We start from the raw sequence: 26730 nt of genomic DNA on the forward strand, positions 1-26730 counted from the left end.
TGACGTTGATTGGGACATGGGATGACTGTTCGATGTGCTATGCGCCGAGTTTGCGCGATCGCGTCGTGGATTCAACCCCTGGCGCGTTTAGGCCGCCTCCACGATCAACTCGTCTGGCACGTCAAAGAAGCCTTGCATGCCGCGAAACGGCACCGGCTCGGGAAGCAGACGCGCATCGGCCGCCATCCAGGCAAACCGACCAGGCGAAAAGTCCCCGAAATTGCCGTGGTCTTCGGCCAGCTCTGACGGCACGCTTTCCTTAAACACGACGCTGCCGATGACGCAGCCGAGGGGCAAATCCCTGAGGGTACGAAAGCCCGCGGCCATGATCGCGCGAAGATACCGGTCGAAGGCATCTTCCACCGGCGCACCTTCATTGCGATCGCTCACGTACTGCGCGAGCTCTATCAGGTCCCCGGTCGCCTTCGCAGCATGGATGGCCACGCGCGTGCCAACGATCGAGCGTGGAAGGCGCCAGCCCCGCGTTTCGTAGCGCTTCGGGCCTACGAGAAGGAGCGAGGCATGCGGTTGCCAGATAGAGATGGCTTTCATGGCCGAGGATCAGATCTTGTCGGTGCGCGTCGACGCCGTGCGCACGGTTCGGGGCTTCGTCTCGACCTGGATCATCGTGACCTTCTCCAGATGCTTCTTTTCGCGGGTCGCCTTGCGCTTGACACGTTTGTTCCGGTCAGCGCTGATCACGATTGCGCCGACACCCACTGCCGTACCTTTTGCCATGATCACTCTCCCTTCACGAAACTACGTTTGCACCAGAAAAGCATCGTCTCCGCTTGTGCCGCGAACGAAGGCATCGATCGCGAAAAACTCCCTGTATCCGACCGAGAATTGCCCGGACCACGTATCGGCCGGCAGCGAGCGAAGCCCGTCCCTCTCGACCTGCCGCTGAAACAGCAGAAATTCCGTCATCGACGCGCGACCCAGGCGCGGGCCGTGACCAGTCAACACGCGGCCACCTTTCATCGCTTCAACCGCTGCCTCCCACGACGCAAACCCAGCGCTCTCGGCGAACGCCATACAGGGATGCGTACTGGAGAACTCCGTTGGCTTGCCGTGTACGCACGAGATCACGGTGAGCAGCCCTGCCTGTTCCCTGCCCTTGACGCGAGCGTCAGAGGACGAGTCTGGTGATGACAGATCACTCCGATTTGCCATTACCGCACCCGTCCTTCGGGTAGTTTCAAAATCCGATTTCATTGCTTGTTCTGCACTTCTTGCTTACTTTTATCCGGTCAGTCTATCCAGCGATCCTTCAGTTTCTAGCCCCGCGGTGGGATCTCGCCGCAATCAAAAACCCGCGTGCCTTTCGACAACGCGGGTTCAGGGGTTCTCAACGCCTGACGGACGTCGAGCCCAACAGTTCTGCGATTGCAGTTTCGGGACGAATCGCATTCACGGTCGGGTTCCCGATGGGAAAAACCCGATCCGCCCATATGGGAAACCCACCTGGTTGATTGCGCTCGACCGTCCATGCTTTCTCAGTGACGCGTGTGAGCCTGACGGTCCGCACGCAGGGTGCCGAGCTCGATCACGCTGAGCAGCACCTTCGCGAGGTTGCGATCGCGAATGTACGAGCGGATGACGTCCCGCCCGATCTGGCCGTCGTGCTGCACCGTGATCGTGTAGCAACGCTCCGCCGGATCGTCCTCGATGCGCATGAAGCCATCGATTTTTTCAGAACGGATGCGGAACTCCAGTGCCGCGTTGAACATGGCGAAGTCATCGTCAACATCACGATAGACGAGGCTATGCGCCTGCACGCCCGCATTCACCATCGCCGACCAGACCGTACAGGATCCCGGCGCGTCGTGCGCTTCCAGGTGGTCGATGATGCCGATCAGCCGCTTCGACGTGATGGTGTCACGTTTGATCGGCAGGCACAGATCCGCGAACTCCGCATCGGACAGAGCCGAAAGATCGTCCGCAACGGCCGCATTACCGAGACCAACTGCAAGGATGGATTGAATCGACATATCCTGCTCCTGAACATGTGTTCGCGAAGCAGGCCCCGCACGCGGGACATGCCCCGCGGGGTGGAAGAATTTGACTGCCGGGAAGCCGGCTGTACCGATTAGACGCCAAAATGACGCGCCAGAGGCTGGTAACGTCCAGCTACCGGATCGAGGATCGCTTAAAGTATAACGGCATTTCCTGACAGGAAGCAAATCACGCCGGTCACGCAGACTGACTTTGTCGTTACTGCACGGTTTCCTTCGTAACAGTCACAAGGTACGGACCCGAAAGGAAACTGATGTGCTTCCCGTCGAACGAGCCAAAGATGTCCAGGCCGGCGTTCAGGTCGACCGCGATGGAGGTGTCGAGCGCGTCGCTGACCTGATTTTTGACGAATACCGTTGCCGTAATCACACGCCTCACTTCCGGCCCCTTGATGCAGAACTGCTCGCGCGTCGGCACGACCTTCTGTGCCGTCTGCACATTGCGCACAGGTCCGTAGTAGCAGCCATCGCTTTCCACGACGGTATCGATCACCGGAACACTTTCGACGAACTTTTGCTGGTTGGTCAGATAACTGGCCGTAACGACCACATGCCACTTTGCTGCGTGAGCTGCGCAACATGCCGCGCTTGCGAGTAGTGCAACAAGAATTTTCTTCATCTAGTTCCCCGTAGCGGACGAATCTTGCCCGCGCTTCTTCGAATAATGGACGCCAACCTAACAGCGCCCCTCGGAATCTATGCCGCCTTGGATGGCACCAAATCGACAATTGCCTGGTATCGCTCTCCAAGATGCTCGGCTAAGGCCGACGTCGCGGCCCTTGCCCGTGTTCCGTCCTCCCGGTACAAGCGGGAGTCACTGGACACGGGACGATCGGAGATCCAACTCGGATCCGCCTCAAGTCCGGCAACGCGGGTATCGGAATCAACTCGGCCGAGCACCACGCGCTCCTTGTTGAGGCCGTGCCCGTAGAAATGCAGTGCATCGATAAGCTGCCTGACGAGAGGTGCGGGAAGCGTCACAGCAGCATCGTCGAGTGACATGGCCTGAAGTGCGTTCTGGTCGATGCCTCGAATATGAGGAAGCGTGTCCATCCTGGCCGGTCCTATGCTGAATGGCCTGACGGCGACTAACTTCTTCGCTCGATCCGGCCGGCCGGAAAGCAGACCCGAAAATTTCGGGAACGCCTCTACCCGGCCACAGCGGCAGGTTAGCTTTCGAAGATGACGGAAACAATCGCGGAACGCGCGCTAAAGCCCGGGGGTTTCGGGTCGCTTACAAGCACGCGGGCACTGAGGATACTTCGTTGCTCAATCAGCGTGCGCTCCCCACTCGCTCCCATTCAAGCAATGTCGAGTCCGTCTTGGAATCGACAACGCGGCAGTAGCTGCCGTTCGGACAGAGGAATGAGACGATCAGGGAAGCTAGCCAGTGCCAAGGCACCGCGTATTTTGGCGCCCGCGTGCCGCGCCGCACGAAAACTTGGTAGCGGTGCATGGTTCAGTCCTCGTGCAGGGGAGACGCCACGCCTCCCTTGGCGTCCCACAAAAATCGGGCAACGACGTTGCTCCAGAATTTCATTCCCTTTCTCCTATCGTGCGTAGCGGGCGCGGTCGGAATAAATGTCCGATTCAATTCCTGATAGGAACATTTCGGACGGCCGGAACCGAAAATACGCGATACCCAAACTGCCCGCAATGGGAAAAGGACGGGTAATCAGGGGGGAATGCGAACTGAAGTCGATGATTCTCAACAAAACTCAGTTTCCGATTAGGATGAATCTGCGCTCCGAGTCCGCTGCGCCTTGTCCTGAATCGTCGAATGAGCGCCGCTCTCCGCAGTCGAATCGCCCTGAACCAGCGCCGTCGCTATGTGCGCGAGATATGGATCGTCACCCATGCACGGGCATTCGTCGAGGGGATTCGTTTCGCCTGCAGCTGCTTTGCGGAACCTGGAAAGGAACTTGAACATGGTCGCCTCAATTTTTGAATATGTGTTTGCGTCGGCGCCACGCTCCAAGCGCCCTTACTGGTAGATCTTCAGTTCCCGATCCGGGGGCAGCACCGTCGGCGCCGCGATATCGGCAAATGCCGATGTCGAAAGTGCCGACGACAGAACGTAGAGAAAGGACCGGAGACCGAGCATGTGCATTACCGATTCCGTGGGTGGATTGCAGGGAGCATTCAGGATAGCCCCGCTCTTTGCCCGGAACAACGGCAAAACAGGCGCTTAATCGGCCGTCTTTTCCGGAACTGGAAGCGGTCGACCACACCAACCGCTTCCAGTCGTCTCACTGCAGCCGTACGCGCGAATGGCGAGGTAGATTCGCTGCAAGGTACTCGTGCTGGTCCGCCAGGATGTTCCGGCCGGACAGGATGAAGTGCTCTGCCCTGCTCGGCACGTATGGCAGGTACACGAGCTCCATGCCGCACTCGGACAGCAATTTGTCACCCTTGCGGCCATTGCACTCACGACATGCAGTTGCGCAGTTTTGCCAGCTCGACTTGCCACCGCGCGACTGCGGGTAGATGTGGTCCCGGGTGAGATGGTGCCGGGCAAACACCACGGCGCAATAGGCACAGGTATTCCGGTCGCGGCGAAACAGCAGGCTGTTATCCCGGTCGCCCAGCGGTAGTTCCGGGCGCAGCATCCGCGCCATCACCTCGCTGCCGGCGATCGCAATGATGGGCCGGATTGCGATTTCCGACTGGATTCCGAACCGGGAGTAGCCGCCGCGAAAGACCTTTTCGGTTTCGCCCAGTTCCCAGGCAACCTTGTTCCGGGCATAGAGCGTGACAGCTTCTTCCGGGGATAACCACTCGACAGGCGTACCTGCGATATCGAGCGCGAGCACTTGCTGGATCGTCATTTCATTCACCTTCGTCGCATTGCTTTTCCAGGTAATCCGGGCTTCAGGGCCGCGCCCGGGTACGGCGCAAATCGAAATCTGGAGAGGTACGATTGGTGCCGCCGGCGCGATTCGAACGCGCGACATCCCGCGTAGGAGGCGGGAGCTCTGATCCACTGAGCTACAGCGGCGGAGATGGTCCGTCCGGCGGGATTCAAACCCACGACCTCCCGCTTCGGAGGCGGGTGCTCCATTCGGGCTGAGCTACGGACGGGTGACTGGACGCGCGAGTCGGGATTCGAACCGACGCCGGGTTTCCCCAACGGCTTTGCAGGCCGCTCCATTGCCGCTCTGGCATCGCGCGATTGAAAATTGGTAGGCGGTGAGGGAATCGAACCCTCGCCTGACGGTTATGAGCCGACGGCTCGTGCCAATGAGCTAACCGCCCACGAAACTGGTCGAGATGGCGCGGATCGAACGCGCGACCTTCGGCTTATGAAGCCGCTGCTCTGACCGGCTGAGCTACATCTCGATATAGGACGGCCGACGCGAACCGGCTTTCACCGGAACGGGTCTGTTTGCGTCAGCCGAAACTGGAGAACCGTACGGGGATCGAACCCGCCTACGCAGGGCGAAAACCTGCTGACCTCCCAGAAGTCCAACGGTTCATAAGCATGGTGCGTGCGGCCGAAATCGAATCGGCACCTGAGGCTTAGAAGGCCCCTGCTCTATCCTTTGAGCTACGCACGCGTGGTCGGACAGGAGAGACTCGAACTCTCATTCCCTCACGGGACTCGTCGCTTTTAAGGCGCGGGCGTCTACCAGCTGCGCCACTGTCCGAAGGTGGTACCCACGGCCGGACTCGAACCGGCAGTGTCTCGCGACGCCGGAACCTAAATCCGGAGCGGCTTCCGATTTCGCCACGTGGGCATAGCTTGGTCGGCACGGCGAGATTCGAACTCGCATTCCCCTTGGGAGCCTGATCTTGAATCAGGTGCGTCTACCGTGGTTTCGCCACGTGCCGAGTGATTGGTCCGGCCTGCGAGACTCGAACTCGCACTGCTCTTTCGAGCTCCAGTTCCTGAGACTGGCGTGTCTACCTTGATTCCACCAAGGCCGGATTAGTTGGTGCCTGAGGAGGGAATCGAACCCTCATGGGTGTTGCCCGCCGCCCTCTCGAGGCGGTGCGTCTACCGTATTCCGCCACCCAGGCATGATCGTGATGCCAGCAGTCCGAACGGACGACCCGCTTCTTATAAGGAAGCCGCTCTGGTCCGATGAGCTATACCGGCGATAATGGGGGGCCGACAGCCTGATTCGAACAGGCGACCCGCCGCTTACGATGCGGCCGTTCTTCCAACTGAACTATGTCGGCGCGAGACTGGAGCTTCGAGCGGGGATCGAACCCGCGACCTCGCCCTTACCAAGGGCGTGCGCTACCCGCTGCGCCATCGAAGCATTGACTGGCGCCCCGTGCGGGGATCGAACCCGCGGCTTCTCCCTGGACAGGGGAGCACTCTGGCCTCTGAGTTAACGGGGCAGTGGTTGGTATCCGGTGACGGGATCGAACCGCCGACAATGTGCTTGTAGGGCAGCTGCTCTACCTGCTGAGCTAACCGGACGTTGAACTGGCGGAAGACGGGCGGACTCGAACCCCCACAGCGCTTGCGCACTCTCACCGCTTTCAAAGCGGGGCCATTGACCGTTCTGGCAGTCTTCCATGGATGGCAGAAGCGGCGGGATTCGAACCCGCGACTCCCCTCTCGGCGAGTTCTCGATTAGCAGTCGAGCCCAATCGGCCTCTCTGGCACGCTTCCATACTGGTCGGGGTGGCAGGATTTGAACCTGCGATCTCCGCGTCCCGAACGCGGCGCCGTGGACCGGACTAGGCCACACCCCGTAAAACCGTTGTTGATGCGAAACTGGTAGGGGCATCAGGCATCGAACCTGCGACCTCCGGTCCCCAAGACCGATGCGCTACCGGGCTGCGCTACACGCCGTATGATTTGGGCAGCGCGGTCGCACGCGAGCGATCGTGCCGTGGTGAGGCACGGCCGTGTCGATCGCGAGCGACGCGCTGCTTTCTGGCCTCTCCGGAAGGACTCGAACCTTCGACCTCCTGCTTCGTAGGCAGGCGCTCTGATCCAACTGAGCTACGGAGAGATGGCTGGCGGAAGACAGAGGACTCGAACCCCTACGGCGCTTGCGCACCCACACTGCTTTCGAAGCAGGGCCTTTGACCATTCGGGCAGTCTTCCAAGACGTGGCACCCCCTGACGGAATCGAACCGCCGCGGCCGGTTTTGGAGACCGGTGCTCTACCAACTGAGCTAAGGAGGCAATGAATGTGGTTCCGGTAGTTGGATTCGAACCAACGACCCCCGCCTTATCAAGACGGTGCTCTAACCGACTGAGCTATACCGGAGTCGAACTGGAGGAAGGCACGGGACTCGAACCCGCATCACGACGTGTTACGCCATGCACTCGCGCTTCCAACGCGGGGCCTTACCATTCGGCCAACCTTCCATATAGGGCGCCCGGGCCGACCGTTATGGTTGGCCGGGCGGTCTGCTCTACTCGCGCCGTCGATTTCACCCGCCGCTATAGTGGGCAGTGTTCCATCGAATGCCAGCCATCGAGCAGGATGGCTGTTCCCGCGGCTATCTTGCGGGTTGCGGTGTTGGGATCTCTCCCGAAAGTGGTCGGAACGGCGAGGTTCGAACTCGCGACCCCTTGATCCCAAATCAAGTGCGCTACCAGGCTGCGCTACGTTCCGGATAATGGTTGCGGGAGACGGAATCGAACCGTCGTCGCGTCGGCGTATGAAACCGAGCTGCCTACCAACAGACATCCCGCAATTGAATTGCACTACTAAAAATGGCGGGGGCGGAAGGATTCGAACCTTCGAATGCCGGGATCAAAACCCGGTGTCTTTGGCCTCTTGACGACGCCCCTCTTGAACCGTCATGCGCTTCGGGGTGGACGCTCGGAATCGAACCGAGGACCACCGGATCCACATTCCGGGGCTCTGCCAACTGAGCTACGGCCACCCCGAAACGCACGTAAAATTTGGCTCCGCACCTGAGGATCGAACTCAGCTAACCAGTGATTAACAGTCACGCCCATGCACCTTGCTCGGGTTCTGCGGAATCGATGAAACAACAAGCGGATGGCGAAGCGTAAGCGCCATTCGTTTGTCGCCTCGGCTGGTCGGGGCGGAGGGAATCGAACCCTCGCCGCGTGGGTAAAAGCCACATGCTCGAGCCTTCGAGCTACACCCCGACAGTGACATCTTGTCGGCACGACGCAGAGCCTTGTTGCTCTTGCGATGGGTGCCCGCCTTCTTGATCATGGCCGCCGCGACGAAGGGATTTCGCGGGGCCGAGGGTTTTCGCTTCACGGCGATCTCCTGCGGTTGACGATCTGGTGGAAGTGGTCGGCTTCGTTATAGCGACGGCCTTCTGCTTGCAAAGCAGTCGCTCTCCCAACTGAGCTACACCCCCATTGACTGGCGCCAAGAGAAGGAATCGAACCTTCGACGCGCGGCTCTTCAGGCCACCGCTCTACCAACTGAGCTATCTCGGCGAAAACTGGAGCGGAGGACGGGGCTCGAACCCGCGGCCTCGACCTTGGCAAGGTCACGCTCTACCAACTGAGCTACCTCCGCAATAACACATAGGATTACTATCTAATGCATGCACAACATGATCTGGAGCGAGCAACGGGAATCGAACCCGTGTTCTCAGCTTGGAAGGCTGCTGCCTGGCCACTAGGCTATGCCCGCATGGAGTCGGTAACGGGATTCGAACCCGTGTATTCACCGTGAAAGGGTGGTGTCCTGGTCCACTAGACGATACCGACAAAAAACTGGTGGACAGGGCTGGATTCGAACCAGCGACGCCTTTCGAGCTCCGGATTTACAGTCCGGCGGTTTGAGCCTCTCACCCACCCGTCCATGAACGCATTGCGAAAAGAGCCTAGAAGGCCCTTTCGTAATGGAGCGGACGGCCGGCTTCGAACCGGCGACCTCGAGTTTGGGAAACTCGCGCTCTGACCAACTGAGCTACGTCCGCATCTGGATCCGCCAACATGGGCAAGATGGGTGAGGCCACCTTGCCCTTGCAGGCGGATCCATAAATACCTCTCCAGATTGTTAAAGACACGTCAGTGACCCCGGCCTCGCCGGCACTGGCCTGACGTTCACGACCCGTCAGGTCTTGATCAACTCGGGACGTCGCGCATTTCGCCAGCCCCGTTGAAACTCGTTACTGCGACTGCCAGGAAAAACAAAAAGCCCGGAGTCCTGTTAGGGAGCATCCGGGCTTTTCGCCTGATCTTTCGATTGATCGCTGGACCTTACGTGGCTCCAGCGATCCGGGGTCTCCCCCCTCGGATGCTTCCTGTACTTCCCTTCCACTGATAGCTACGCGGGTAGCCGACCGTGGTAAGACCAAACGTCGGAATGCAGATGGACTCATGGCGCTCATTGAGCGTGGGTCGCAACGATGACGACGACGGTTGGCCGGCGGCCGCGGCTTGTGCCGCTGCGCGATCGGTTCTGTCGTTCAGTTTCGTTGCCATGACGTTTGTCCGGACGAGACCGTTGAGCGCATTTCCGACGAGCGCAGACGACCGCGACGCATCGCGTCCGGCTATGGTCGTCAGGTTCATCAGATTTGCAGCCACAACACTCTCCACAGGTGGTTGGTTAAACCCCGCTTTGGGGTTCGATGGACTGCAGTATGCCGAGCCGAGTTTTCCGTGTCAACAACTTTTGTGCATGGGATGGATATTTTTTCCTCTGCACGCACACTTTGGACTTGTCATGGACATTCTCTGCCCCCGCTCCGGTCAGGATGCGCTATCATTCGCCTGTCGTAGTGAGGGACGACATTATGGGACAACTGACTGAATTTAAAGACGAATCGCCAGCCGTCGAGTTGCGCGTGCGCGTTTGCATGGCCAAGCGCGGCATCAAAAGCATCGCCGAGTTAAACCGGCAACTGCAGGAAGAAGGTGTGGAAATTTCGCACCAGCAACTATCGCGTGTCGTCGATAACAAGGCGCAACACCTGAGCGTTGCCCTGCTTGCTGGGCTCATCAAAGTGCTGAGATGCAGGATAGACGAGCTGTTCTCAGTGAAATCGACACAAACCACATAGCGGCGTAATCACGCCAACAGGCAGTTCGTATCGCCCGGAAACCAGCTCGACCTTGAGCCATTCCGGATCGGTCGGCCTCGTGAATCGCTGGGTCTTCCAGTATTCGCGAGCGCAGGCACGTACATCCTCGCGGTGATACCGCCACCAGCCCTTGACCTTGCGGCGTTCGAGCTTGCCCAATTCGGCCCATTTGATGAGCGTGGTTCGGAATCTCGCGCTTCCATTCCCGCGTCGGTCAGGAACAACCATTCGTCCGACTGAGGGGGAATGTCGCCGAAGCCCCCACCCCGGAGTAGGCATCCGGGGCGGAAGGGATGAAGGATGGATCAGGAGAAGAGACCGAGACTGTCGTCGGTGGAGATCGCCGTGCATTCCGCGGCGGCGAACGCGGCAGCGTCCGTATTCGGCGGGGCAGGCGTGTCGCAGGAAGATTCCCATCCGGAACCGCTGCTGCCGGTGTCGATTGAAGCCGCCCGCTCCGCTACCTGCTCGCGAACGCGGTCCTCGGTGATCGATTCGATCATCAGCGTCCGGAAGCTCGTCGGGATATCGGTCATGAAATAGAACCAGAGGTCCGAATCATCGGAACTCGCCGAGGAGGTCGATGTCAGGCGTGAAGAGGTTGTTGCTCCTGATGCTCCCACCGGAGCAACAGGACGGGGAGCGCCCCCCGTCGGCGCCGCACTCGCGCGGCCGACCGAAGCGATGATGCGGATTTGCGCCGCCGCCGCGAGCGGAATCTTGATATTGGCCTTCTTCGCCTTCTGCATCACGTCCAGAAGATCGATCGCCTTCTCAGCCTGTTGGTTCAGCGCCCCCTTATCCGCGATCAGCGAGGCCATCTTGCCGGCGTTTTCCTCGTCCATCGCCTTCAGCTTGCCGAACTGTCTCTGATCCAGATAGCCGGCCAGACGAGTCTGCAGCATCTCGTAGTCCCTGTTGTAGGTTTCGCTGTGAAATCCAAGAACCGTCCAGTTGCGCTCAAATACCGCGAGCACATCACGCGTGAGGAAGGCAGGAATCACATCCTGGAGGGACCGCAGCGTCTTACCTGAGATCTTGGGCAGCAACGCCTCGACCGTGCTGTTCAGATACGCCTTGCGTTGCTGGTTCAGCCTCGCGATCTCGTCGTCAATACTCTCGATCCGGTGCTGGATCGATTCCAACGCACGCGATAGTGCCGCCTGGGCATTGTCGAAGTCGGGCTTGTTGTTTTGCGGCATGTGATCTTCTCCGTTACGCGGCGAGCGCACCGTCTTCCTGACGACTCGCGAAATAGTTGGCGAAATACTGGACGAGGCCGGGCTTGTTCAGCCCTGGCGCCCATTCGAGAGGTTTCCCCGGCTGAATGAGCAGATCGGTCCACGGATCGAACCCGAGATCCGTGATGTCGTGCATGCGCAGGAAGTAGCGGCGGTTCACCGCATCTCCATGCCACAAATGGCGGATCTGTCCGGGAACAACTCCTAGACTACCCTGCACCAGCCGATGGAATCGATCGCCCCACTGTTTCAGATGCGCGATCTGGCGACGATCGTGCTTCAGCGCGTTCTGGATGCAGAAGTTGTAGTCGCCGAAGATGGCGTGCGCCATGAAATGGTCGGCGCTGCCCGAGATCGCATGCTCGTACAGGCCCACCTCAGCGAAGATTTCCCGGCGCATCGCCCAGCCATAGCCGGTATGCCCGTGAAGATCGTAGCGGCCAGCATTGAGCAGGCTGGGCTTGCTGTTCATCATTGCCGCAAATGACCGGGCAATATCCGGCTTCGCACCTTCGATGTTGCCGCGCTCCAGGCGCAGACAGGTTTCGAATACCTGAGCAACTTTTTTTTCATGAAGGACCCGCAAGAGGTCTTCCGGCCACGTCTCGCTCTCGAACAAGATATCGCAATCGATCCAGATGACGCCTTTGCACGACGCCGGAAGCCACGGCTCAGCCATGTTCAACAGGCGCTCCTTTTGCCAGAGCAGCGTCCTAGAGCGTACCCGGATCACTTCCAATGATTCCGGCAGCTCGAAAGGATCGTCGCCAAATGCACACTCAACGGTCAGGCACGGGACACCAGCGCGACGCATGCCTTCAATGAACAGATCGTAGTTCCGACGACGTGTGGTATATCCGCAAGGGTTGAAGTAGGTTGTGACCGCGAATAGCTCGCTCATGGAATCCTTGTCCTATTCCTTTTCGACGGTAATGCGGCCCAGCCCGCTCATCTCGACGTGCACGCGGCAGCCGCACTTCGCACAGGAGGCATCGCCCTCGCAGCCCCTTCCGGCTCGGCGACCACAGCGTTGCAGCTGAGATGCCCCGATCCAGATTCGCGCGCCACACCCCTCACCCGGGCACGACACGACGAGCGCAGATGACTCCCCTTCCGGGAAACCAGTTGCGCCCTCATCCGGGGCAAGACGCTTGCTGTTCACGAGATTTCCTTCGGGTACCGAGTAAGGGTTGCTACTGCTAACAGAACCAGCGTACCGGACAGGCGACCCGATTCAAGGGGCGCCGCGCACTCGAGAGCGAGATCTGGCCCATCAAGATGGGATCCGATATGCCAGCGGACGGACGTCGACGCGATCGAGGTAGTTGGCGATCTGCTCGTGGCCGAGTTCGCCACGCGCGAGGATGTCATCGGCCAGCTCGACCAACAACTCACGGTTACCGGCGAAGAATTCACGCAGATCGTTCCGCTGACGTTCCTGCAGGGCGTCGATCGTGTCCCGGTTGATCTGCCGTTGCCAGAAGCTAACCGGGCAACGATAGAAGGCGCCAGCGCTTCCAGCGATGGCAAACCGCGTAGCCGATTCCATCCATTCGGCGTAGTCGTCTGTTCCCCCATTGCCGCGGGATCCCAACGCTGCAAATTCCGCCTCGAGGCCCGCCAGTTTGATCAGCATCGCGACATAGGCGTATGTTGCCGGTACCTGCATCGGAGTGAGCTTGACCTCACCGCCTCTCGGGTTCTGTTCGTCGATCACCGCGCGGACAGAGACACGCATGTCGCTGGGCCGTTCGGGGAGTAGCCTGAAAAGCAGCGTATGGCCGGCCTCATGGATTGCGACTCGCCGCATTTCCTGGGGGGATTGTGTGTAGGGCCGCACGATCACTTTCTTGGCGGCTGGGGCAGATCGACGCTTGGCCACCAAGGATTCCACAGCAGCAACAACGGCCACGGCCGCCAGAGCCGGAATTGCCGTTCGCGGCACGTCACTCAACGCGGACAGTAGCGCGGAGATATCCCGAGCGCCAAGGCTCAAGAAGAGAATGACGACCGTGAGCGCAAGTGCGCGGAGCAGTGTCCTGCGACCGTCCGGTAGGATCAACTGAGTCAGCCCGATCCACATGAGGCCCACCAACACGATATCGGCACACAGGTCGAGCGTGAGTGTTCCCTGAAGTGGGGGACGCGGAAGCAGGAGGAGAATTACCGCCGCGACGGCAAGCCATGTCGCCCTATCGCACGCTACCCTCAGGGCACGTTCATGCCATTTGGGTGCCCGCAGGGCCAACCGATTGACTAGCTTGCTCATAGAGGCGTTCCAGAGAAACCGAAAAGCTGGCAGAAGGTCACATTGCCCCCCTACCTAGCGCCGACGCATCAGCTTGCTGCGCCCGTCTTCGGATCGACGAGCTTGACCGTCACAACGACGTCTTGCTTGCCGCTCGCCTCGGACGCGGAGTTGACGACGGTTTCGACGCCGGCCTTGACCTTGACCGCGGATTTGAAGCCGTTCTTCGACACGTCGGGAAGTTCGATCGTGCCAATGTCCGATTTGAAGTCGCGCATGGAGTTCAGACGGGCGCTGTCGTACACGAGATCGAGAAGCACGTCGCCGTTCGGCAGCACACGCGGCAGCACGCCGAACGCGAAGCCCGTCTTGAGAGCCGAGTACTCGGCGCAGGTCTTGGCCGGATTGTCCTTGCACGGAGCGATCGAGCTGACGTAGGAGATGCTGGTGTGCTCGTCCACGTTGGTGCTCACGCCGTCGGCCGCGGTGAGCACGACCGAGGTCGCCTTCTCGCCCTCGTCGCTCTTGATGCTCAGTGTGATCTGCACGACCTTGGCGTTTGCCGACACTGAGGGAATGTCCGCAGACGCCGTAGCGCAGTAGCCGAACATCAGGGCTGCACTCAGTGCGAAAAGTGCTCGGGTGGGTTTGCGATTCATGTGTCACTCCAGGTTAAGTCACGGCCGGCAAGCGCGCACGTTTCAGTTCAAAGCAAAGATGGTTTTCGAACGGAAGATCACGGTACTAACGCGACCGCATCCGCCGGCCGGTTCGGGTTCACTGCGCAGTGGTCGCGCCTCTGTCGACCACCTTGGCCAGCACAGAAATGGTTTGCTCCTTCGAATCGTGCGAACAGGACTCGATGACCGTATCAACGTCGGGCTTCAGCCTCACAGTCGATTCGAAGCCGCACGTGTACGTATTCGGAAGCTGCACGGTACCCACCTCGTTGGTGAAGTTCTCCAGCGAGATCAGCTGGCTGTTGGAGGCCTTCAGATCGAGCATGACGTAGCCGTTCTCCAGTACATGCGGCTCGGCGGCGACTTCCAGTCCAGTCACCAGCGGCGAGGTGGTCAGGCACAATTCCTTACCGCTCGGGGGCGTACCAACTGAAAGTCCTCCGCCGGCCGTCGACGAAACTTCCTTTTTGCACGGCCCCACATCGCTGACGTAGGCCCCCTGGGTGACTGACCGGTAGTGAGCCGACTTCCCGTCACGCAGAACCAGCGGAACGCTCGCCAGTGTCTCGTTCTTCGATTGGACGGTCACCGTGAGCATCACGACCTTGGAGCTTGCCGGCGGCACGGCCCGAGCAGCCGGCGCCTCCCACTTCTTGTCCCGGCACTCGACGACGGCGCCGCTTGCATCCAGCGTGATAGTTCCGTTGACCGTACAGGCGCTGTCGAGCTTCACATCGGTGGTGGCAGGTTTGCTGCTCATCACACTTTGCGCATTCGCAGCAGCGCACATGCCAAGAGCGAGCACGGCACTGATAGCACCGAGACGACGCGTAGCGTTCCACTTCATCACTTCACTCCTCAAAAAAAGTTCAAAGCAGGCCGAGCAAATCTGCGCCGCTCACTCCAGCGAATCGCCGCGATTCGACACAAGGCCATCTAAATTCAAGTCCCCGCCTGCCCACGCGACTTCCACTTCGTTCTGGTCATCCCACAACACCAGATTCGCCTTGCAGCAGTGGCTGACCCAGACTTTGCAGGTCTTGCTTTTCAGCAGCAGGTCGTCCTGAGTTTCCTCTCGGGAATATTCAAAGTCGGCCTGCAGGGGACGACAATTCCCGCAACCGTTCTCACAGGTCCAATGCTGACCGTCGGCCAGATCGGGCAAGACCACATCCTCGATATGACGTTCATTCGGCAGGGCGACAGCGGTATCCATAGTTGATCCTCTTAGGGATTGATACGTGACCGCTCACCGACCGGCTGTCGCGGCCTGGTGCTCGGTCTGGACGAATTCGGTGATCTTCTGTCGCACCGGCGCCAACGCGGAGTTCACTTGCTGAACCTCGGTGGCCATGTCGACGCGATTTCCCGTGGTGTCGATCGGACGGTCGCCGATGCAGAGCGCCCATTGGCCGGTGCTCGACTTGCAGGGATGCGGCAGATCCGTCTGCTGCGTCTGTGCAGCGGCCGGAAGACCCGCGATCAGGAAGGAAGCGGCCAGCGTCGCGATCACGTATTTCATGGACAAGCCTTAGGCTGATTTGGAATCAGCCACCCATTATCGGGATCGGGAAAAATCCGACAATTCGGAAACAGGCTTCAAAATAGGGGGGATTTGCGCAATTGCGCGGGCTGGTTCCCCGCTTCTTCGGAAAGAATCGGGTGTGCTCGCGCGCCGCCACCGCCGACGGGCAAAAATGAAACCCGTTCGGGATGCGTTCGCCGCCATCGCAACCTGCCGCTGCGTGCTATGCACCAGCCGCGTGTGCTCGTCGATCCGAAACCAGAGCTCTCACCGCAGAGAGGTACCGGTGCAACGTCGGGTGCAGGGAGTGCTCGCGGGTTCCACGGCCGTCAATTCGGCCCGAGCAAACGCATCCTGAACGGGTTGAGGCGGCTCGCCCGCCACGGAGGACAATTTCGAAACCGGTGCGGGCGAATTCACGAGATAGACTACCGTGCCCGCCGGCTTCGACGACGAGCCAGCCGCGGCGATAGGCATGATCCACGCGTCTTTTGTGCCATGAACCTTGCCCTGCTCGTCCACCCATCCGCCCCAAGGGCCAAGCAGCGCAGCCTCGCGGTGTGCATCTTCCACCGGCACGATTCGGTCCGTCACGATCAGGGCGACTCCCGGCTTACCGCCCACCGGCGCCGCACGGAACGACACCTCGCTGCGCGCCCCTTGGTATTCGAGAGGCAGGTGCTTTTGTGCTTGCCTCTTGGCATCGTCCATGTCACAGACGAACGCCACGCTCTCGCCCATCGTCCAGCCAGGCATGTCGCAGGGATTCGACCTCGCGCCCGCCGGCGCCAGCCCGAGGAAAATCAGCAACGCACCAATCATGAATCGTCCTTTCTGTTTTTTCGGGCCGCCTGGCGGGCTTGCGCCAGCTTAGCCTCTCCCAACACCAACACCTGCCGAAGAACCAGCAGCTTGTACCGGCATCGCGGCAGAATCACATAGAGGTGTTCGTCTTCCGTGGCCTGACCGACCGTCCGCTCCTTGATCGCGATTCGCAGCGCGGTCTTACAAAGATCTTCGATCGCGAACAATACGATGATCGACAGCACGGCAAACGCATCCGCATCGTCGGGAAAGCAGACACCCAGGACCGTCATGAGGGCAGTGACGAAAACGGCTTCCTTCGCTTGCCATGGAATCCTGCAGATCACGGTCAGCACGTCGTCAAGCTCCGGTGGCCAGCACGGCGATCAGCGTCACATCGGCCGGATCTCCACCGCGAGCCTTCACCGCATCCACCCTTTCATTGAAGTCTTGATCTGCCCCGTCGAAGTCGTGGCCATGATCTTCTACCGTTCCTGCGGAATCATCGCGCACTTCATAGCGCTCGATATATACGGTTGCCGCTCTCAGCATAGATTCCCTCACTCTCTCTCGGTCAAACCGCGCGCCCATAGGCCGCTTCCTTTCAATTCTGGAGGATTCGGCAAGATTGGACCGCTCGAAAACGAAGCGCATCCTGGCGTACTTTCGCCTTTCAGATTACCGGCGATCGAGGCCGATTCAAGGGGGATCAGTTGGAGGGAGGGTCGAATCGGAAGCGGAGCTGCTCGCCGGCTTCGGCATCGAGCGGCTGCAGGATGACATCCTCGCGCCGAACCCATTGCGGGCTGACACGGCTCGACACGCCCTTCTGGAACTTGACGAAGTCGCCGTTCGGGTGAACCTCGACGATGTAGCCGTAGACGAAGCCACCCGTTGGCTCCGGCACCTTGCAGGCACGTCCTTCAGACTCAAGCGCTTCTTCACGGGTCAGGCTCAATCCGGCCTCCCCTTCGACTGCTCGTAGTTCGCCCAGGCCAGGATCGCGCCGTCGATATCCTCGTTCCGGTCCGGAAACCTACGGACAAGCTCAGCCCTCAGCGTCGTAACCTTGCGGATCTGCTGGAACCGCGCGATGTTCACCGCCTGTCGCGGGGCGGCGTAAAGGAGCCGGGGATGGGCGGCGTAATGGCGCCAGCAGAACCGGGGGTAAAACGCGGATTCGAACGGTTTCAAGGTTGCGGTTTTTTGCCGTTTTTGGCAACTGCATTTTGAGGGGGATCTGGCATCGGTTTCGGGGTGCGGTAACTGTCGCCCTCGAGGACGAGCCGGTAGGCGCCGTGGCGTAGTCGGTCGAGTGTGGCGGTGCCGAGGATGCGGTTGTCGGGGAACGCGGCGCCCCATTCACCGAAGTCGAGATTCGACGTCAGGATGGTCGCCGCGTGCTCGTAGCGGGCCGCGACGAGATCGTGGAAGTCCTCGTCCTGCGGGGTACGTAGCGGTTTGAGCGCGAAGTCATCGACGATCAGCAGCGGCACCCGGGCGTACTGCTGGAACTTGCGGTCATAGGCGCCGGTGGCGCGCGCGGCGTTCAATCGCTTGAGCAGCTCGGTCTGCGAGATGAACAGCACATCGCGGCCTTGGCGGGCGGCGCAGTGGCCCAGCGCCTGGGCCAAGTGGCTTTTGCCGGTGCCGGTTGGACCGGCGATCAGGATCGCGACCTTCTCGTCGAGATACCGGCCTGTCGCGAGATCATGAACGTGTGAGCGGTTCAACGTAGGCAGCCGGTCGAAGTCGAACGTCTCGAGCGTCTTGCCCATCGCGAAGCCGGCGCGCAGCAGACGGGTGCCGAGCTTCTTGTGTTCGCGACGGGCAACCTCGTCGTGCAGCAGCATGGCAAGGAACTCGGTATAGGCGAGCTGCCCGTCGATCGCCTGACGGTTGCGCTGCTCAAGCGAGTCGAGGATGCCGGACAGGCGCAGCTGTTTGAGGATGGAATTCAATTCGGGACTCGGGTTCATGGTGTCAGTGGATCAGCAGGGATTGGAGATCACGGCCGAAGCGGCCGCCGTTCTGGTAAGCGCCAGTCGGGGCCGACGCGGGACGCGGCACCGGTTCGCTGTCCAGGCCTTTGTCGAGGATGCCCTTGATGGTGCTGTACTTCGCGCTGCTGAACGCGAGCGCACGCTCGCAGGCTGCTTCCAGCCTCTGATCGCCGACTTTCTGTCGCAGCCGGATGATCCCCTGCGCGCCGCGCAGGTTGACGAGCACCTTGTCGTTGAACAGCGCGAGGATCACGCCGTGGCACGACGGCCCGATCTCCTTCGCGCGCGCCAGACACCACTGCGGATCGTGCTCGAGCCAGGCCTGCGCTTCGGGCGGCTGGTGATCTCGCACCGTGTGGCGACCGCCGGCCCGCTGCCGCGGATGGGTTGCGACGAGTTCATGCCGATGGAACAGCTGGATGACCGTATCGGTCGCCTTCAGCCAGAGCGACTTGCCGACGAGCGTGAACGGTGCAGAGTACAGCGCGTGCTTGTAGACGACGTGGCCGTCGCGATGGACCGCCACCTCCTTCCAGACCGACAGTACCGGCGGCACGTCCGGCAATGCAGCGAGCAACGGGCGCTCGACGCCGAAGCGCGTCAGCGGCCGTTCGTGGACGGTGCCGTGGATACGAGTGCCGGCCTGCTGCATCACCCATTCGCGCAGTTGCCGGTTGGCGTCGGCCAGATCCCGGAACTCGCGCAGCGGCACGAAGGACTTCTTGACGTATTTGACGCCCGATTCGACGACGCCCTTCTTCTGGGGATCGTGCGGCGGACAGGCGTCGATCCGGAATCCATATCCCTCGGCAAGCGCGGCGTACGAGCGTTGCACCGCCGGCTCGTATCGACACGCCCGGATGATCGCGCACTTCGCGTTATCGATGATGACCCGGTCGGGACAGCCGCCGAACCATTCGAAGGCGCGCCGGTGGCTGGCGAGCCACGTCTCGACGGTCTGGTCCAGCACGATCTCGGCATACTGGTGGCGCGACCAGCACAACGTCATCACGAAGATCCACGTCCGGACCGCAATGCCCTCGACCGTCAGCACGGGTCCCGCGCCGAAGTCGACCTGCGCGGCGTCGGCCGGTGCGAAGTCGAGGATCGTTGTGGTGGCCACGCTGCGCTCGGCAGCCAGATGGCGCAGCATGCGCTTCACGGCACAATAGCTGCCGGCGTAGCCATGATTGCGTTGAAGGGCGGCATGGATCGTGGTGCCCTGAACGCCGGCGGCAAGCCATTCGCGGACCTGTTCGCGATATGGCTCAACCGTCGACACACAGGTGTGCGGCAGGTGCGGCGTGCGCCCGAAGACACCCGCGATCGTAGCGTCGTCCGGCAGCGGCTGCACCGGATCCAGCCAACTACGCGCTTCAGCCTCGCGGCGCACGGTCGTCAGCTTCTTGCGCCCCATCAAACCGCCGCGCGCGATGTCGCGGTCAGAATCGCCTTGCCGCATGCGGACAAGGACTTGGCGGTATTCAAACAATTCGAACCTCCTGTTGGCCATGGACGCTCCGTTCAAAAAGAACGGAGCGTACCGACTCGGAAAGTTCGAACCGCGTTCTCGCCCTGATGCTGCTGGCGCCTATGCGCCGCCCCTAACGTGGCGCCATTACGCCGCCCTTGGACTGGCGCCTATGTGCCGCCCCTCAAGTGGCGCCCTTATGCCGACCCCGCATTGGCTCCATAGCGCCGCCCCGTGACACCGCCGCGAGCAGCATTTCGAACACGCCCTCAGTCATCGAGGCACCGGACCGCCAGTCGCGCTTCGGCGGTGATCTGCGCCTCGAGATCGGCCACGGCTTCCGCGACGATTTCATCATCGCCGGCCCGGTAGCGTTCGCTGGCCTGGTCCATCGGAAGCACGACAGCATTCGGCCAGCCGAACTGGTCCGCGGTGATGTCCGCGACGAAGCCCACGCCGCCCGGTGTTTTCCCTTCTACCCAGTAATGGCCATTCCACATGCCAGCCTGGTCGATGGCGCCTTCACGGAGAGCTCCATCGCCCCCGCGCACGGCCGCCGCGCACTTGCCGAACTGCTCGAGCGAGTTTCGCAGCAGGATCGCGCCGTAAGCGCACGTCCCCCTCGTCCTTGCGATGTTGCTGGCAGAGAGCACGCGATCGAACACATCCCGCATCATTGTGGTAAGCCGAGCCACCTCTTGTAGGTCCGGGTCACAGTCAAGCGCGATTTGAGGGCCCGGCCAGTGACCCGTGGCCGACTTCCATTTTGGATTGTCTGGCTCGACCTTGCGCATGGTTTCCAGCGCGTCCGGATCACGGTAGTCCGCCATACACCGAACGCAATCACCGCCACAGTCACCGGTGTCCGGTTTCCCTGGCTGGTCGAGCTGCTGGCCGCAAATCCGGCAGGCGTGCGATTCGGGTTGCTGTGGCATGACAAGTTTCCATGGCAATAGTCGGGCCAATGATAGCAGCGAGCACCGGCAGAACAAGCCGTTCCACAAAGGCAAACAGCCCATCCACCGAAAGGGTGAATGGGCTGTTTGGGTACGATTCAGACCTAGGTTATGCGGCCATGAGTCGATTGATGATGCCGTCGGCATCGCCACAGAACGGCGCCAGCATGTCGAGCGTCAGGTCGATAGCCCGTTTCCGGGCTTCGAGCGTCAGCCACGGCTTGCCGATCGCCGCCAGATTCGGGAGCTCCGCCATCGCCGTCAGCAGCAGATTTTCGGCCTGGATGCGGGTGTTTTCGGCTTCGAGCAGCGGACAGTTGTCCGGCGCTCTGACCTTGAGCCCTGCCGCATCACGTGCCTCGAAGCACTGCTTGAGGTAGATCGCGAAGTCCGACTGTTCCAGCATGTACGATCGCTTCCGGTCGAGAATGACCACGTCGTCACACCCGTGCTCGACATACTTCCGCGCGATGCGAAACTGATGACGAGTCAGGATCTCCGTTTCATACGCGACGACGACCGGGCGGACTACATCCTCATGAGACATCGAGAGCAGCAGGTTCTCTGCCGCCCGGATCATGTTGGCATTCGGGACAAACTCGCCCGACATGGCCTTCGTGATCTGCTCGTGGACCTCGGAATCGACCTTCTGCGCGATCGATTCCGGGATGTCCCCGATCTGGCTGTCGCCGCCCATCCAGTCACTATCGGCATGCCATGCCTGACTGCCGACAGGACGGAACTCGTGATGCTTTTCCGGCCAGCCCAACTCGCTTTGGCGAACGATGCATCGCCATTCGAAACCGTCGATCTCGACCGGCGTCGAAACGAAGAAATGCGTGCCGGCTTTGAGGCCGGACGATGCACCTTGAACTGCTTGAGTCATGTTCCTGCTCCTGAGTGAGGCGAAGCAGGCCCCGTGGCGGGTGACTGCCCCGCTGGGTAAAAAGTGACTTTCCAGATATGGACGGTTAAACCTCGGTCCCGCCAATCCAACAATCGCCGAGATAGGCATCCGCTACGTCGCCATCTACGGCATGCACAACGTCCTCATGGTTGAGCGACTTGACGATCGCGTCACCCGTCCATGGAACGGATGGCGAGACGCTGAAAACGACATTTCCGGTTGGCCCTCGAACAGAAAGGACCGCGTTTTCACGTCCGATCAGCAGGTCCGGTTCGCCAACGTGGATCGGGCGCCCTACCAGCTTAATGCCGCATGCTGTCGCATCGTATGCGCCCTGCTCGATTCCACGCAACTGTACCGGCTTGGGATATCCGAACCTCTCGAATTCCGGAACGCCGCCGCATTCCCTAAGAAAGGCGTCAGCGTCCACGCCATTTTTTGCTGCGTGGCAGCGAAACTCATCAAGCCTTTCCATGGCCCGCTTGATCTTCCCTTCGCGATCTTGCAGTTCCAACGCCAAAATATGGCCATTCCCTCGCGCCAGTTGTACCCCGTGAAGAGCCGCCTCCTGCTCGCGCAAAACGCTCAAAGCATGCTTGACGTAGAACTGAACAGACTGCGGGATCTTTGTTTCGTGCATTCTCCTTCTCCTTGAGTGACACGAAGCAGAAACCCGGGCGGGTAACTGCCCCGCCTAGGTTGACCTTCAGGCTACGACACGTACGGCGGTGAGGATGACGCTCGAGTCAAAGTTGCGCTCGCGTCCGCCGACGAAGTAGACACAGACGGTTCGGCTGTCGATCAGCTCCACCCTTTTGACTTCTTCGTTCTGCTGATACGGCAGCACATCCCCGGATTGGAGATCCGCCGGCTTTGCTTCGATATGGCGCCGCGATTGCTTCTGCTCATGCGCGACCGATGCAGCCCAGGACTTGTACTCCGCCGTGCCATTCTTCTCCAGCCATCCCTGATGCTCTTGCATCGCGGCGACGCTTTCGAAGCCGAGGGCTTTCGCCTGTTCGAGGTTTTGGCAAACCGCAGTCCGCTCCCAGCCATCTTGTGGGAATTCCTCGCCCATCACCTCTGCAACTTCGTCGACGAGGTCGACGCGTTTTACCGCGATGAAGGTCGCCAGATCGAGCCGCGTTACGCCATCGATGTTGTCTACACGTACCGAGCTGAGTACGCGATACACATCCACCTTGCGCAACTGGTCGATCGAGTCGGCCGCGATCTTGATGAACTGCTCGAGATCACTACCTTGTCCGCGGTCGCCGCGCGCTTGCACATTGACATCGACATGAGGCAGTTCCCGCTGAAGCGCTTCCCATGCGGCATACTCAGCCGGCAGAGTTGCCTTCACGTATGCTCTATCGCCAAAATGGGACGCTTTACATCCAATCCCTGCAGCGTTTCTCGTTGGAATCGCGGCACAATGGCCTCGGGAGTTTGTGTAAATGTCCCAATTACCGTGGTTACAGATGAACGTCGGAAAGTTCTCGGTGTTATACACACCATCCCTTTCGTGCTTGACCGTCGGTTCCGTCATTTTCCTGCTCCTGATGTCACGCGAAGCAGGTTTACCCGTGCGGGTAACTGCCCCGCTTGGGTCGAGATACTGCCCGAAGGCAGATTGATGAGATTGCGGCGATGCCGCCAGGCTGGGTGATGGTCCAGCTACCAGTGAAAGCGGGTCAAGTATATCGAAATTTCCAGTCAAGAAGTAAAGCGGACGTCGGGATCTGCTGGAAAGCAGACGTGGCCACACGGCTAAGCCTGGATGGTTCGACCGGATGCATTGGACAAAAAAAAGGCCCGTCGGCACCCCAAAAGGGGATGCACGGCGGACGGGTGATGCGGGGTAATGGTCACATGCCAAAAACTGAGATGGGGGTCTACTACTCGATCTTCTCCAGGCCCCCCGACAACGACGCTTCCCTTCCATGTATTTTACGGTCCGCCACGGGTTCTCCGGTCGACCGCCAATACCGAATGTTTCCATTCTTGGCAAAGCGCACGTTGGCAGGCAGCACGTTCAGGTCATCGATGTCCGCGGAGCCATTCATCGCACTTACTGCCTCGTCACGTGTCAGATGAAAGCTGCGGAGATGCGAACCGCTCCACCGGACCGCCGCGAGCACAAAGCCATCCACCGTACGTTCAGCACCGTCATCGATTTCTTGACCAGTCATGCTACCCGCAGGTTTCAACTGATCCCCTTCAGTTTCCGGGGTTGCATGCTCCTGACTCAGCAGCCGAAAGTACTCCTCCCGCTGCGCTTCCGAATACTGAAAGCTCTCGTCAAGACCAAAGTGCTCGCAGACGTAGGACCATGACGCCTGTTCCGGCGCCTTCCGTATTTCCTCGAGCCACACCGCCAAATCAGTGTCATCGTACGGCGTGGGTCGATCGGGCGGCAAACCACGTGCGTCTCGGAAATCGAACGCCATGTGAACCAACCTGCAATAGTGCAAATCGTCGAACAGCTGTTCATACTGCTCCGAGCCGACGCCATACCGTGCGTAGGCTTCGCACGTCTGCTTCTGCAAACGATCGATGAACGAGTCGAGGTCACTTCCGCGCTTTACGGTCAACAACACCTGCAACGTCGAAATCGACGGCTTTCGTCTTTGTCTCGGCGCAGGCTGGGTACCGGCCGGCGTTTCCAGCAGTGAAACTTGATTCATATGCTTCTCCCAAATGGATATGCGAGACGCATCCCCAAGCGGGAATGCTCCCCGCGAGGGTTTAAAAAGTCACTTTCGGCCCGACAAGCTGGCAGGGACCTCGACAACCTCACCACACTTGCTGGCGACGTAACAGCGCATTGCGGCAACGAGTGGCGTGGGACCATACATTGGCGCAATCGGTGCAAGAGCGAGCGATTTCGCCATCCATGCCCGGTCTGCATCAGGCGTTACTGAAGGAGCCATGTAGCGAGCGCTTGACAGCCACATATCCTCCCGGTCGATGATCGGACCAGCAGATTGCCAGAATGTCGAAAACGCCGGAATCGGTACAGCGTTGTGGGTCATCGGGTCAATGATCAACTGCTCGTTGGACATCTTCCCCAAATGCTCGACGATTTTCTCTTCGCTCCACGCTCCCGCAGCAATGCGGCGGAAGTGATCGTGAGCGCTGACAAGGCCACATCCGAGAGCTTTAGCCACGGCCCAATCGAGCCGGCTTCCGGACAGTTCCTGAACCTTGACCGAGACAGTTACAGTCTCGATCCCCGGCAGTTTGAGCGTTGCCTTGCGTGCAGCTAGCAGCATGGATTCGGTGATGTCGGACAGGTCCTTCACCTCGAAAAAATCGCAAATGCTGTCCTTGGCACGAACCGTGAACGGACCGTTATGACCGAGTGCAACAGTGTCTATCAGAGCATCTGTTGAATCAGAGTAGTCGCGCAGAGCGTGGATCTTCTGCAGATCCATCTCCAGCACGACTTGCGTCACATCCACGGCTTGCTGGCCGTCGATGTACGTCGCGTAGTCGTTCACCCAGGCTTGCGGAAGAAAGACCGCGAGAATCCGCTTTTCCGGCAATTCCCCATCCGGACGACCTTGACGGACCGTCTCGGCCGGATCCTCCCCAGCTTGACCATCTGCCAGCTCACCGAACGGGACGACTTCGGTGACCTTCCAGTTGCCTTCAAGGCTTACCAAGCTTTCACCGGTTTCGGTGGACGCCATCGCGTCCACGATTCGCGTCAACAGTACCGCCGGCGGAACCGTTCGAGACGCGTTGTCGACGCTCGCGGCGTAAACCCGCAACGTGACGCAGACGAACACCTTGCGATCGGTCGGCTTCTGCGCATCGTCTTCGGAAATCCATCCCCGCACGACGGAAAGGATTCCGGCCGGGAACTGTCCCTCGGTCATCGCAACTTCGCTGAACCCTCGCGCTTCTTCTTCAGCGAACTCGCAATTGCACAAATCAGCGTCGGTAAAGCCCGTCGCCTCGAACGTGACATTGAACGGGACCACGCCCCGTCGGGAAACCACGATGGATTGAGACATATCCTGCTCCTGAAAGTGCGAAGCAGGCCCCCGGCGGGAAACTGCCCCGCTAGGGTTGTGCACCGAATGGTGCGATGTTGGCTGGTTTCGGTCCAGCTACCGTCGAAAATCAGTCATCAGTATATCGCGGAATTCCTGACGAGAAGTTCCTCGATGCTGCGCGGGTCAGTTCGAGTCTTGCGTTGGCTGCGACAGATACCTGGTCACGCTATCCGGCAGATGTACGACGCCGTTTTTCGACTCAGCAGCCGCCTTTTGCACCGCGTCGACGTTCGCCTTGAGCTTGGCGCTCTCGCCTTGTACGTAGCTTGGCCACGGCACGAACGGTTGGGCATAGTCGCGACCCAGTCTGATCGATTTCGGGCACCGATAGACAGCGGTATTGGCCTTCAGGCGCACAAGGATCTGGTCGCCACTGCAGGTCATCTGCTCACCCGTGAAGCCGACGTCCATCGAGCCGGATCTGTTCACGTCACGAAAGAAAATCCAGTGATCGATGGCCGTCCCGCAGACATAGAGAGCTGCGAAGACCGCCCAAAGCGATAGGCCGAACCGCAGATTCCCGCCCGACTGGCCGGCCCGCGCGGCCGAAACGAACTTGATCCCGAACAGGATCAGGCTCAGCAAGCCGACAACGAAATACGCCAGCGGCGTCCAGTTGTACGCAGCTCCGCCGATGCCGCCAAACAGGTTGAACTGAATCAGCTCCGTTCCACCGAGGAAGGCGATCGATGCCGCCAGGCACGTCAGCATGTGCGCGCCGCCGATCAGAGGTCCCTTCCCCGGCTTTCCGAGTTGCCGGATGGCGGCAAAGATATTCGCGTACATCAGGAAGGCGGTGATAGCGAGAAACGGCATAGTGGCCTCAG

General features: G+C 60.1%; 30 protein-coding genes and 35 tRNA genes. 2 read left to right on the top strand and 63 right to left on the bottom strand.

Annotated elements, in window-relative coordinates; all coding sequences use genetic code 11:
- Positions 1-87: 87 nt before the first annotated feature.
- The 6 genes from L810_RS13415 to L810_RS13435 form a co-directional block, all read right to left on the bottom strand.
- Positions 88-552, bottom strand: coding sequence for a hypothetical protein (locus tag L810_RS13415; protein WP_042974422.1), 465 nt, complete (start codon positions 550-552; stop codon positions 88-90).
- A 9-nt stretch (positions 553-561) separates the two neighbouring features.
- Positions 562-738 carry a hypothetical protein gene (locus L810_RS47095; protein WP_021158890.1) on the bottom strand — a complete coding sequence of 59 codons (177 nt, stop codon included), beginning with the start codon at positions 736-738 and terminating at the stop codon, positions 562-564.
- Positions 739-759: 21 nt separating this feature from the next.
- Positions 760-1035 carry a hypothetical protein gene (locus L810_RS48095; protein ID WP_051392236.1) on the bottom strand — a complete coding sequence of 92 codons (276 nt, stop codon included), beginning with the start codon at positions 1033-1035 and terminating at the stop codon, positions 760-762.
- Between the two features lie 461 nt (positions 1036-1496).
- Positions 1497-1991, bottom strand: a complete 495-nt coding sequence (locus tag L810_RS13425) for a hypothetical protein (RefSeq protein ID WP_021158892.1) — start codon at positions 1989-1991, stop codon at positions 1497-1499.
- 223 nt (positions 1992-2214) lie between these two features.
- A complete protein-coding gene (locus L810_RS13430; protein ID WP_131754408.1) occupies positions 2215-2634 on the bottom strand; it encodes a hypothetical protein in 420 nt (139 codons plus the stop codon).
- 77 nt (positions 2635-2711) lie between these two features.
- Positions 2712-3068 (bottom strand): hypothetical protein, encoded by a 357-nt coding sequence (locus L810_RS13435; protein ID WP_042974424.1) that lies wholly within the window; start codon positions 3066-3068, stop codon positions 2712-2714.
- A gap of 727 nt (positions 3069-3795) precedes the next feature.
- Here L810_RS13435 and L810_RS47105 point away from each other — a divergent pair.
- Complete coding sequence (locus L810_RS47105; RefSeq protein ID WP_155836187.1) at positions 3796-3963, top strand: hypothetical protein; 168 nt, start codon at positions 3796-3798, stop codon at positions 3961-3963.
- Between the two features lie 301 nt (positions 3964-4264).
- On the opposite strand, the gene L810_RS13445 is transcribed toward L810_RS47105, so the two are convergent.
- From L810_RS13445 to L810_RS13625, 36 genes are all read right to left on the bottom strand, one after another.
- Positions 4265-4843, bottom strand: a complete 579-nt coding sequence (locus L810_RS13445; protein ID WP_042974427.1) for an HNH endonuclease — start codon at positions 4841-4843, stop codon at positions 4265-4267.
- Between the two features lie 93 nt (positions 4844-4936).
- Positions 4937-5013 (bottom strand) — tRNA-Arg (locus tag L810_RS13450).
- Between the two features lie 5 nt (positions 5014-5018).
- A tRNA-Arg gene (locus L810_RS13455) sits at positions 5019-5096 on the bottom strand.
- 5 nt (positions 5097-5101) lie between these two features.
- Positions 5102-5186, bottom strand: a tRNA-Cys gene (locus tag L810_RS13460).
- Between the two features lie 9 nt (positions 5187-5195).
- Positions 5196-5270: transfer RNA gene (locus L810_RS13465), tRNA-Ile, on the bottom strand.
- A 7-nt stretch (positions 5271-5277) separates the two neighbouring features.
- A tRNA-Met gene (locus L810_RS13470) sits at positions 5278-5354 on the bottom strand.
- Between the two features lie 62 nt (positions 5355-5416).
- Positions 5417-5490 (bottom strand) — tRNA-Glu (locus tag L810_RS13475).
- Positions 5491-5497: 7 nt separating this feature from the next.
- Positions 5498-5572, bottom strand: a tRNA-Arg gene (locus L810_RS13480).
- Position 5573: 1 nt separating this feature from the next.
- Positions 5574-5662: transfer RNA gene (locus L810_RS13485), tRNA-Leu, on the bottom strand.
- 4 nt (positions 5663-5666) lie between these two features.
- Positions 5667-5752, bottom strand: a tRNA-Leu gene (locus tag L810_RS13490).
- 6 nt (positions 5753-5758) lie between these two features.
- Positions 5759-5846, bottom strand: a tRNA-Leu gene (locus L810_RS13495).
- A 6-nt stretch (positions 5847-5852) separates the two neighbouring features.
- Positions 5853-5942 (bottom strand) — tRNA-Leu (locus tag L810_RS13500).
- 6 nt (positions 5943-5948) lie between these two features.
- Positions 5949-6035: transfer RNA gene (locus L810_RS13505), tRNA-Leu, on the bottom strand.
- A gap of 89 nt (positions 6036-6124) precedes the next feature.
- Positions 6125-6197 (bottom strand) — tRNA-Thr (locus L810_RS13510).
- 7 nt (positions 6198-6204) lie between these two features.
- Positions 6205-6280 (bottom strand) — tRNA-Thr (locus L810_RS13515).
- Between the two features lie 6 nt (positions 6281-6286).
- Positions 6287-6362 (bottom strand) — tRNA-Asp (locus L810_RS13520).
- 6 nt (positions 6363-6368) lie between these two features.
- Positions 6369-6444 (bottom strand) — tRNA-Val (locus L810_RS13525).
- A 7-nt stretch (positions 6445-6451) separates the two neighbouring features.
- Positions 6452-6542: transfer RNA gene (locus L810_RS13530), tRNA-Ser, on the bottom strand.
- 5 nt (positions 6543-6547) lie between these two features.
- A tRNA-Ser gene (locus L810_RS13535) sits at positions 6548-6639 on the bottom strand.
- Between the two features lie 4 nt (positions 6640-6643).
- A tRNA-Pro gene (locus L810_RS13540) sits at positions 6644-6722 on the bottom strand.
- 185 nt (positions 6723-6907) lie between these two features.
- Positions 6908-6985: transfer RNA gene (locus L810_RS13545), tRNA-Arg, on the bottom strand.
- Between the two features lie 5 nt (positions 6986-6990).
- Positions 6991-7080: transfer RNA gene (locus L810_RS13550), tRNA-Ser, on the bottom strand.
- Between the two features lie 6 nt (positions 7081-7086).
- Positions 7087-7161, bottom strand: a tRNA-Trp gene (locus L810_RS13555).
- Positions 7162-7169: 8 nt separating this feature from the next.
- Positions 7170-7246 (bottom strand) — tRNA-Ile (locus tag L810_RS13560).
- A 7-nt stretch (positions 7247-7253) separates the two neighbouring features.
- Positions 7254-7347: transfer RNA gene (locus L810_RS13565), tRNA-Ser, on the bottom strand.
- Between the two features lie 173 nt (positions 7348-7520).
- Positions 7521-7597 (bottom strand) — tRNA-Pro (locus L810_RS13570).
- A gap of 5 nt (positions 7598-7602) precedes the next feature.
- Positions 7603-7678 (bottom strand) — tRNA-Met (locus L810_RS13575).
- Positions 7679-7798: 120 nt separating this feature from the next.
- Positions 7799-7871, bottom strand: a tRNA-His gene (locus tag L810_RS13585).
- 157 nt (positions 7872-8028) lie between these two features.
- Positions 8029-8103 (bottom strand) — tRNA-Lys (locus L810_RS13590).
- 142 nt (positions 8104-8245) lie between these two features.
- Positions 8246-8324, bottom strand: a tRNA-Ala gene (locus tag L810_RS13595).
- Positions 8325-8330: 6 nt separating this feature from the next.
- Positions 8331-8406 (bottom strand) — tRNA-Phe (locus tag L810_RS13600).
- Positions 8407-8412: 6 nt separating this feature from the next.
- Positions 8413-8488 (bottom strand) — tRNA-Gly (locus L810_RS13605).
- Positions 8489-8531: 43 nt separating this feature from the next.
- Positions 8532-8605, bottom strand: a tRNA-Gly gene (locus L810_RS13610).
- Between the two features lies 1 nt (position 8606).
- A tRNA-Glu gene (locus L810_RS13615) sits at positions 8607-8682 on the bottom strand.
- Between the two features lie 7 nt (positions 8683-8689).
- Positions 8690-8776 (bottom strand) — tRNA-Tyr (locus tag L810_RS13620).
- A gap of 41 nt (positions 8777-8817) precedes the next feature.
- A tRNA-Gly gene (locus L810_RS13625) sits at positions 8818-8894 on the bottom strand.
- Between the two features lie 822 nt (positions 8895-9716).
- On the opposite strand from L810_RS13625, the gene L810_RS48100 reads away from it, so the two are divergent.
- On the top strand, positions 9717-9983 hold the full coding sequence (locus tag L810_RS48100; RefSeq protein ID WP_021158896.1) for a helix-turn-helix domain-containing protein: 267 nt from the start codon (positions 9717-9719) through the stop codon (positions 9981-9983).
- 326 nt (positions 9984-10309) lie between these two features.
- Here the strand turns inward: L810_RS48100 and L810_RS13635 are convergent, their stop codons facing one another.
- The 21 genes from L810_RS13635 to L810_RS13730 form a co-directional block, all read right to left on the bottom strand.
- The gene (locus L810_RS13635; protein WP_021158898.1) at positions 10310-11206 is read right to left on the bottom strand and encodes a hypothetical protein; all 897 of its coding nucleotides are present in this window, start codon (positions 11204-11206) and stop codon (positions 10310-10312) included.
- A 13-nt stretch (positions 11207-11219) separates the two neighbouring features.
- A complete protein-coding gene (locus tag L810_RS13640) occupies positions 11220-12146 on the bottom strand; it encodes a hypothetical protein (protein WP_021158899.1) in 927 nt (308 codons plus the stop codon).
- A 372-nt stretch (positions 12147-12518) separates the two neighbouring features.
- Entirely contained in the window at positions 12519-13514 is a 996-nt protein-coding gene (locus L810_RS13645) for a hypothetical protein (protein ID WP_042974430.1), read from the bottom strand.
- A 68-nt stretch (positions 13515-13582) separates the two neighbouring features.
- The gene (locus tag L810_RS13650; RefSeq protein WP_155836189.1) at positions 13583-14152 is read right to left on the bottom strand and encodes a hypothetical protein; all 570 of its coding nucleotides are present in this window, start codon (positions 14150-14152) and stop codon (positions 13583-13585) included.
- A gap of 118 nt (positions 14153-14270) precedes the next feature.
- Positions 14271-15020, bottom strand: coding sequence for a hypothetical protein (locus tag L810_RS13655; RefSeq protein ID WP_042974433.1), 750 nt, complete (start codon positions 15018-15020; stop codon positions 14271-14273).
- Between the two features lie 51 nt (positions 15021-15071).
- A complete protein-coding gene (locus tag L810_RS13660) occupies positions 15072-15389 on the bottom strand; it encodes a hypothetical protein (RefSeq protein WP_021158903.1) in 318 nt (105 codons plus the stop codon).
- Between the two features lie 33 nt (positions 15390-15422).
- Positions 15423-15695: a hypothetical protein gene (locus L810_RS13665; RefSeq protein ID WP_021158904.1), complete on the bottom strand. Its 273-nt coding sequence runs from the start codon at positions 15693-15695 to the stop codon at positions 15423-15425.
- 270 nt (positions 15696-15965) lie between these two features.
- On the bottom strand, positions 15966-16520 hold the full coding sequence (locus tag L810_RS13670; RefSeq protein ID WP_155836191.1) for a hypothetical protein: 555 nt from the start codon (positions 16518-16520) through the stop codon (positions 15966-15968).
- Complete coding sequence (locus tag L810_RS13675; protein ID WP_021158905.1) at positions 16517-16858, bottom strand: hypothetical protein; 342 nt, start codon at positions 16856-16858, stop codon at positions 16517-16519. The genes L810_RS13670 and L810_RS13675 overlap by 4 nt, the downstream gene beginning before the upstream one ends.
- A 4-nt stretch (positions 16859-16862) precedes the next feature.
- Entirely contained in the window at positions 16863-17156 is a 294-nt protein-coding gene (locus L810_RS13680) for a hypothetical protein (RefSeq protein ID WP_162175286.1), read from the bottom strand.
- A 55-nt stretch (positions 17157-17211) separates the two neighbouring features.
- Positions 17212-17460: a hypothetical protein gene (locus L810_RS13685; RefSeq protein ID WP_081712843.1), complete on the bottom strand. Its 249-nt coding sequence runs from the start codon at positions 17458-17460 to the stop codon at positions 17212-17214.
- Entirely contained in the window at positions 17457-17696 is a 240-nt protein-coding gene (locus L810_RS47115) for a hypothetical protein (RefSeq protein WP_155836193.1), read from the bottom strand. Before L810_RS47115 ends, L810_RS13685 begins: the two co-directional genes overlap by 4 nt.
- The gene (gene istB / locus L810_RS13690; protein ID WP_012213993.1) at positions 17693-18481 is read right to left on the bottom strand and encodes an IS21-like element ISBmu1 family helper ATPase IstB; all 789 of its coding nucleotides are present in this window, start codon (positions 18479-18481) and stop codon (positions 17693-17695) included. Before istB ends, L810_RS47115 begins: the two co-directional genes overlap by 4 nt.
- A gap of 4 nt (positions 18482-18485) precedes the next feature.
- Positions 18486-19997: an IS21 family transposase gene (gene istA / locus L810_RS13695; protein WP_027809980.1), complete on the bottom strand. Its 1512-nt coding sequence runs from the start codon at positions 19995-19997 to the stop codon at positions 18486-18488.
- Between the two features lie 248 nt (positions 19998-20245).
- Complete coding sequence (locus tag L810_RS43980) at positions 20246-20911, bottom strand: hypothetical protein (protein ID WP_155836198.1); 666 nt, start codon at positions 20909-20911, stop codon at positions 20246-20248.
- A 130-nt stretch (positions 20912-21041) separates the two neighbouring features.
- Complete coding sequence (locus L810_RS13705; RefSeq protein WP_021158912.1) at positions 21042-21818, bottom strand: hypothetical protein; 777 nt, start codon at positions 21816-21818, stop codon at positions 21042-21044.
- An 85-nt stretch (positions 21819-21903) separates the two neighbouring features.
- The gene (locus L810_RS13710; RefSeq protein WP_042974438.1) at positions 21904-22479 is read right to left on the bottom strand and encodes a hypothetical protein; all 576 of its coding nucleotides are present in this window, start codon (positions 22477-22479) and stop codon (positions 21904-21906) included.
- 66 nt (positions 22480-22545) lie between these two features.
- Positions 22546-23202, bottom strand: a complete 657-nt coding sequence (locus tag L810_RS13715) for a hypothetical protein (RefSeq protein ID WP_042974439.1) — start codon at positions 23200-23202, stop codon at positions 22546-22548.
- A gap of 535 nt (positions 23203-23737) precedes the next feature.
- Entirely contained in the window at positions 23738-24526 is a 789-nt protein-coding gene (locus tag L810_RS43985; protein ID WP_155836200.1) for a hypothetical protein, read from the bottom strand.
- Positions 24527-24595: 69 nt separating this feature from the next.
- On the bottom strand, positions 24596-25861 hold the full coding sequence (locus L810_RS13725) for a phage protein NinX family protein (RefSeq protein WP_021158915.1): 1266 nt from the start codon (positions 25859-25861) through the stop codon (positions 24596-24598).
- 165 nt (positions 25862-26026) lie between these two features.
- On the bottom strand, positions 26027-26719 hold the full coding sequence (locus L810_RS13730; RefSeq protein WP_021158916.1) for a hypothetical protein: 693 nt from the start codon (positions 26717-26719) through the stop codon (positions 26027-26029).
- Positions 26720-26730: the final 11 nt, after the last annotated feature.

This window comes from Burkholderia sp. AU4i, from assembly GCF_000466765.1.
Taxonomy (GTDB): Bacteria; Pseudomonadota; Gammaproteobacteria; order Burkholderiales; family Burkholderiaceae; genus Burkholderia; species Burkholderia cepacia.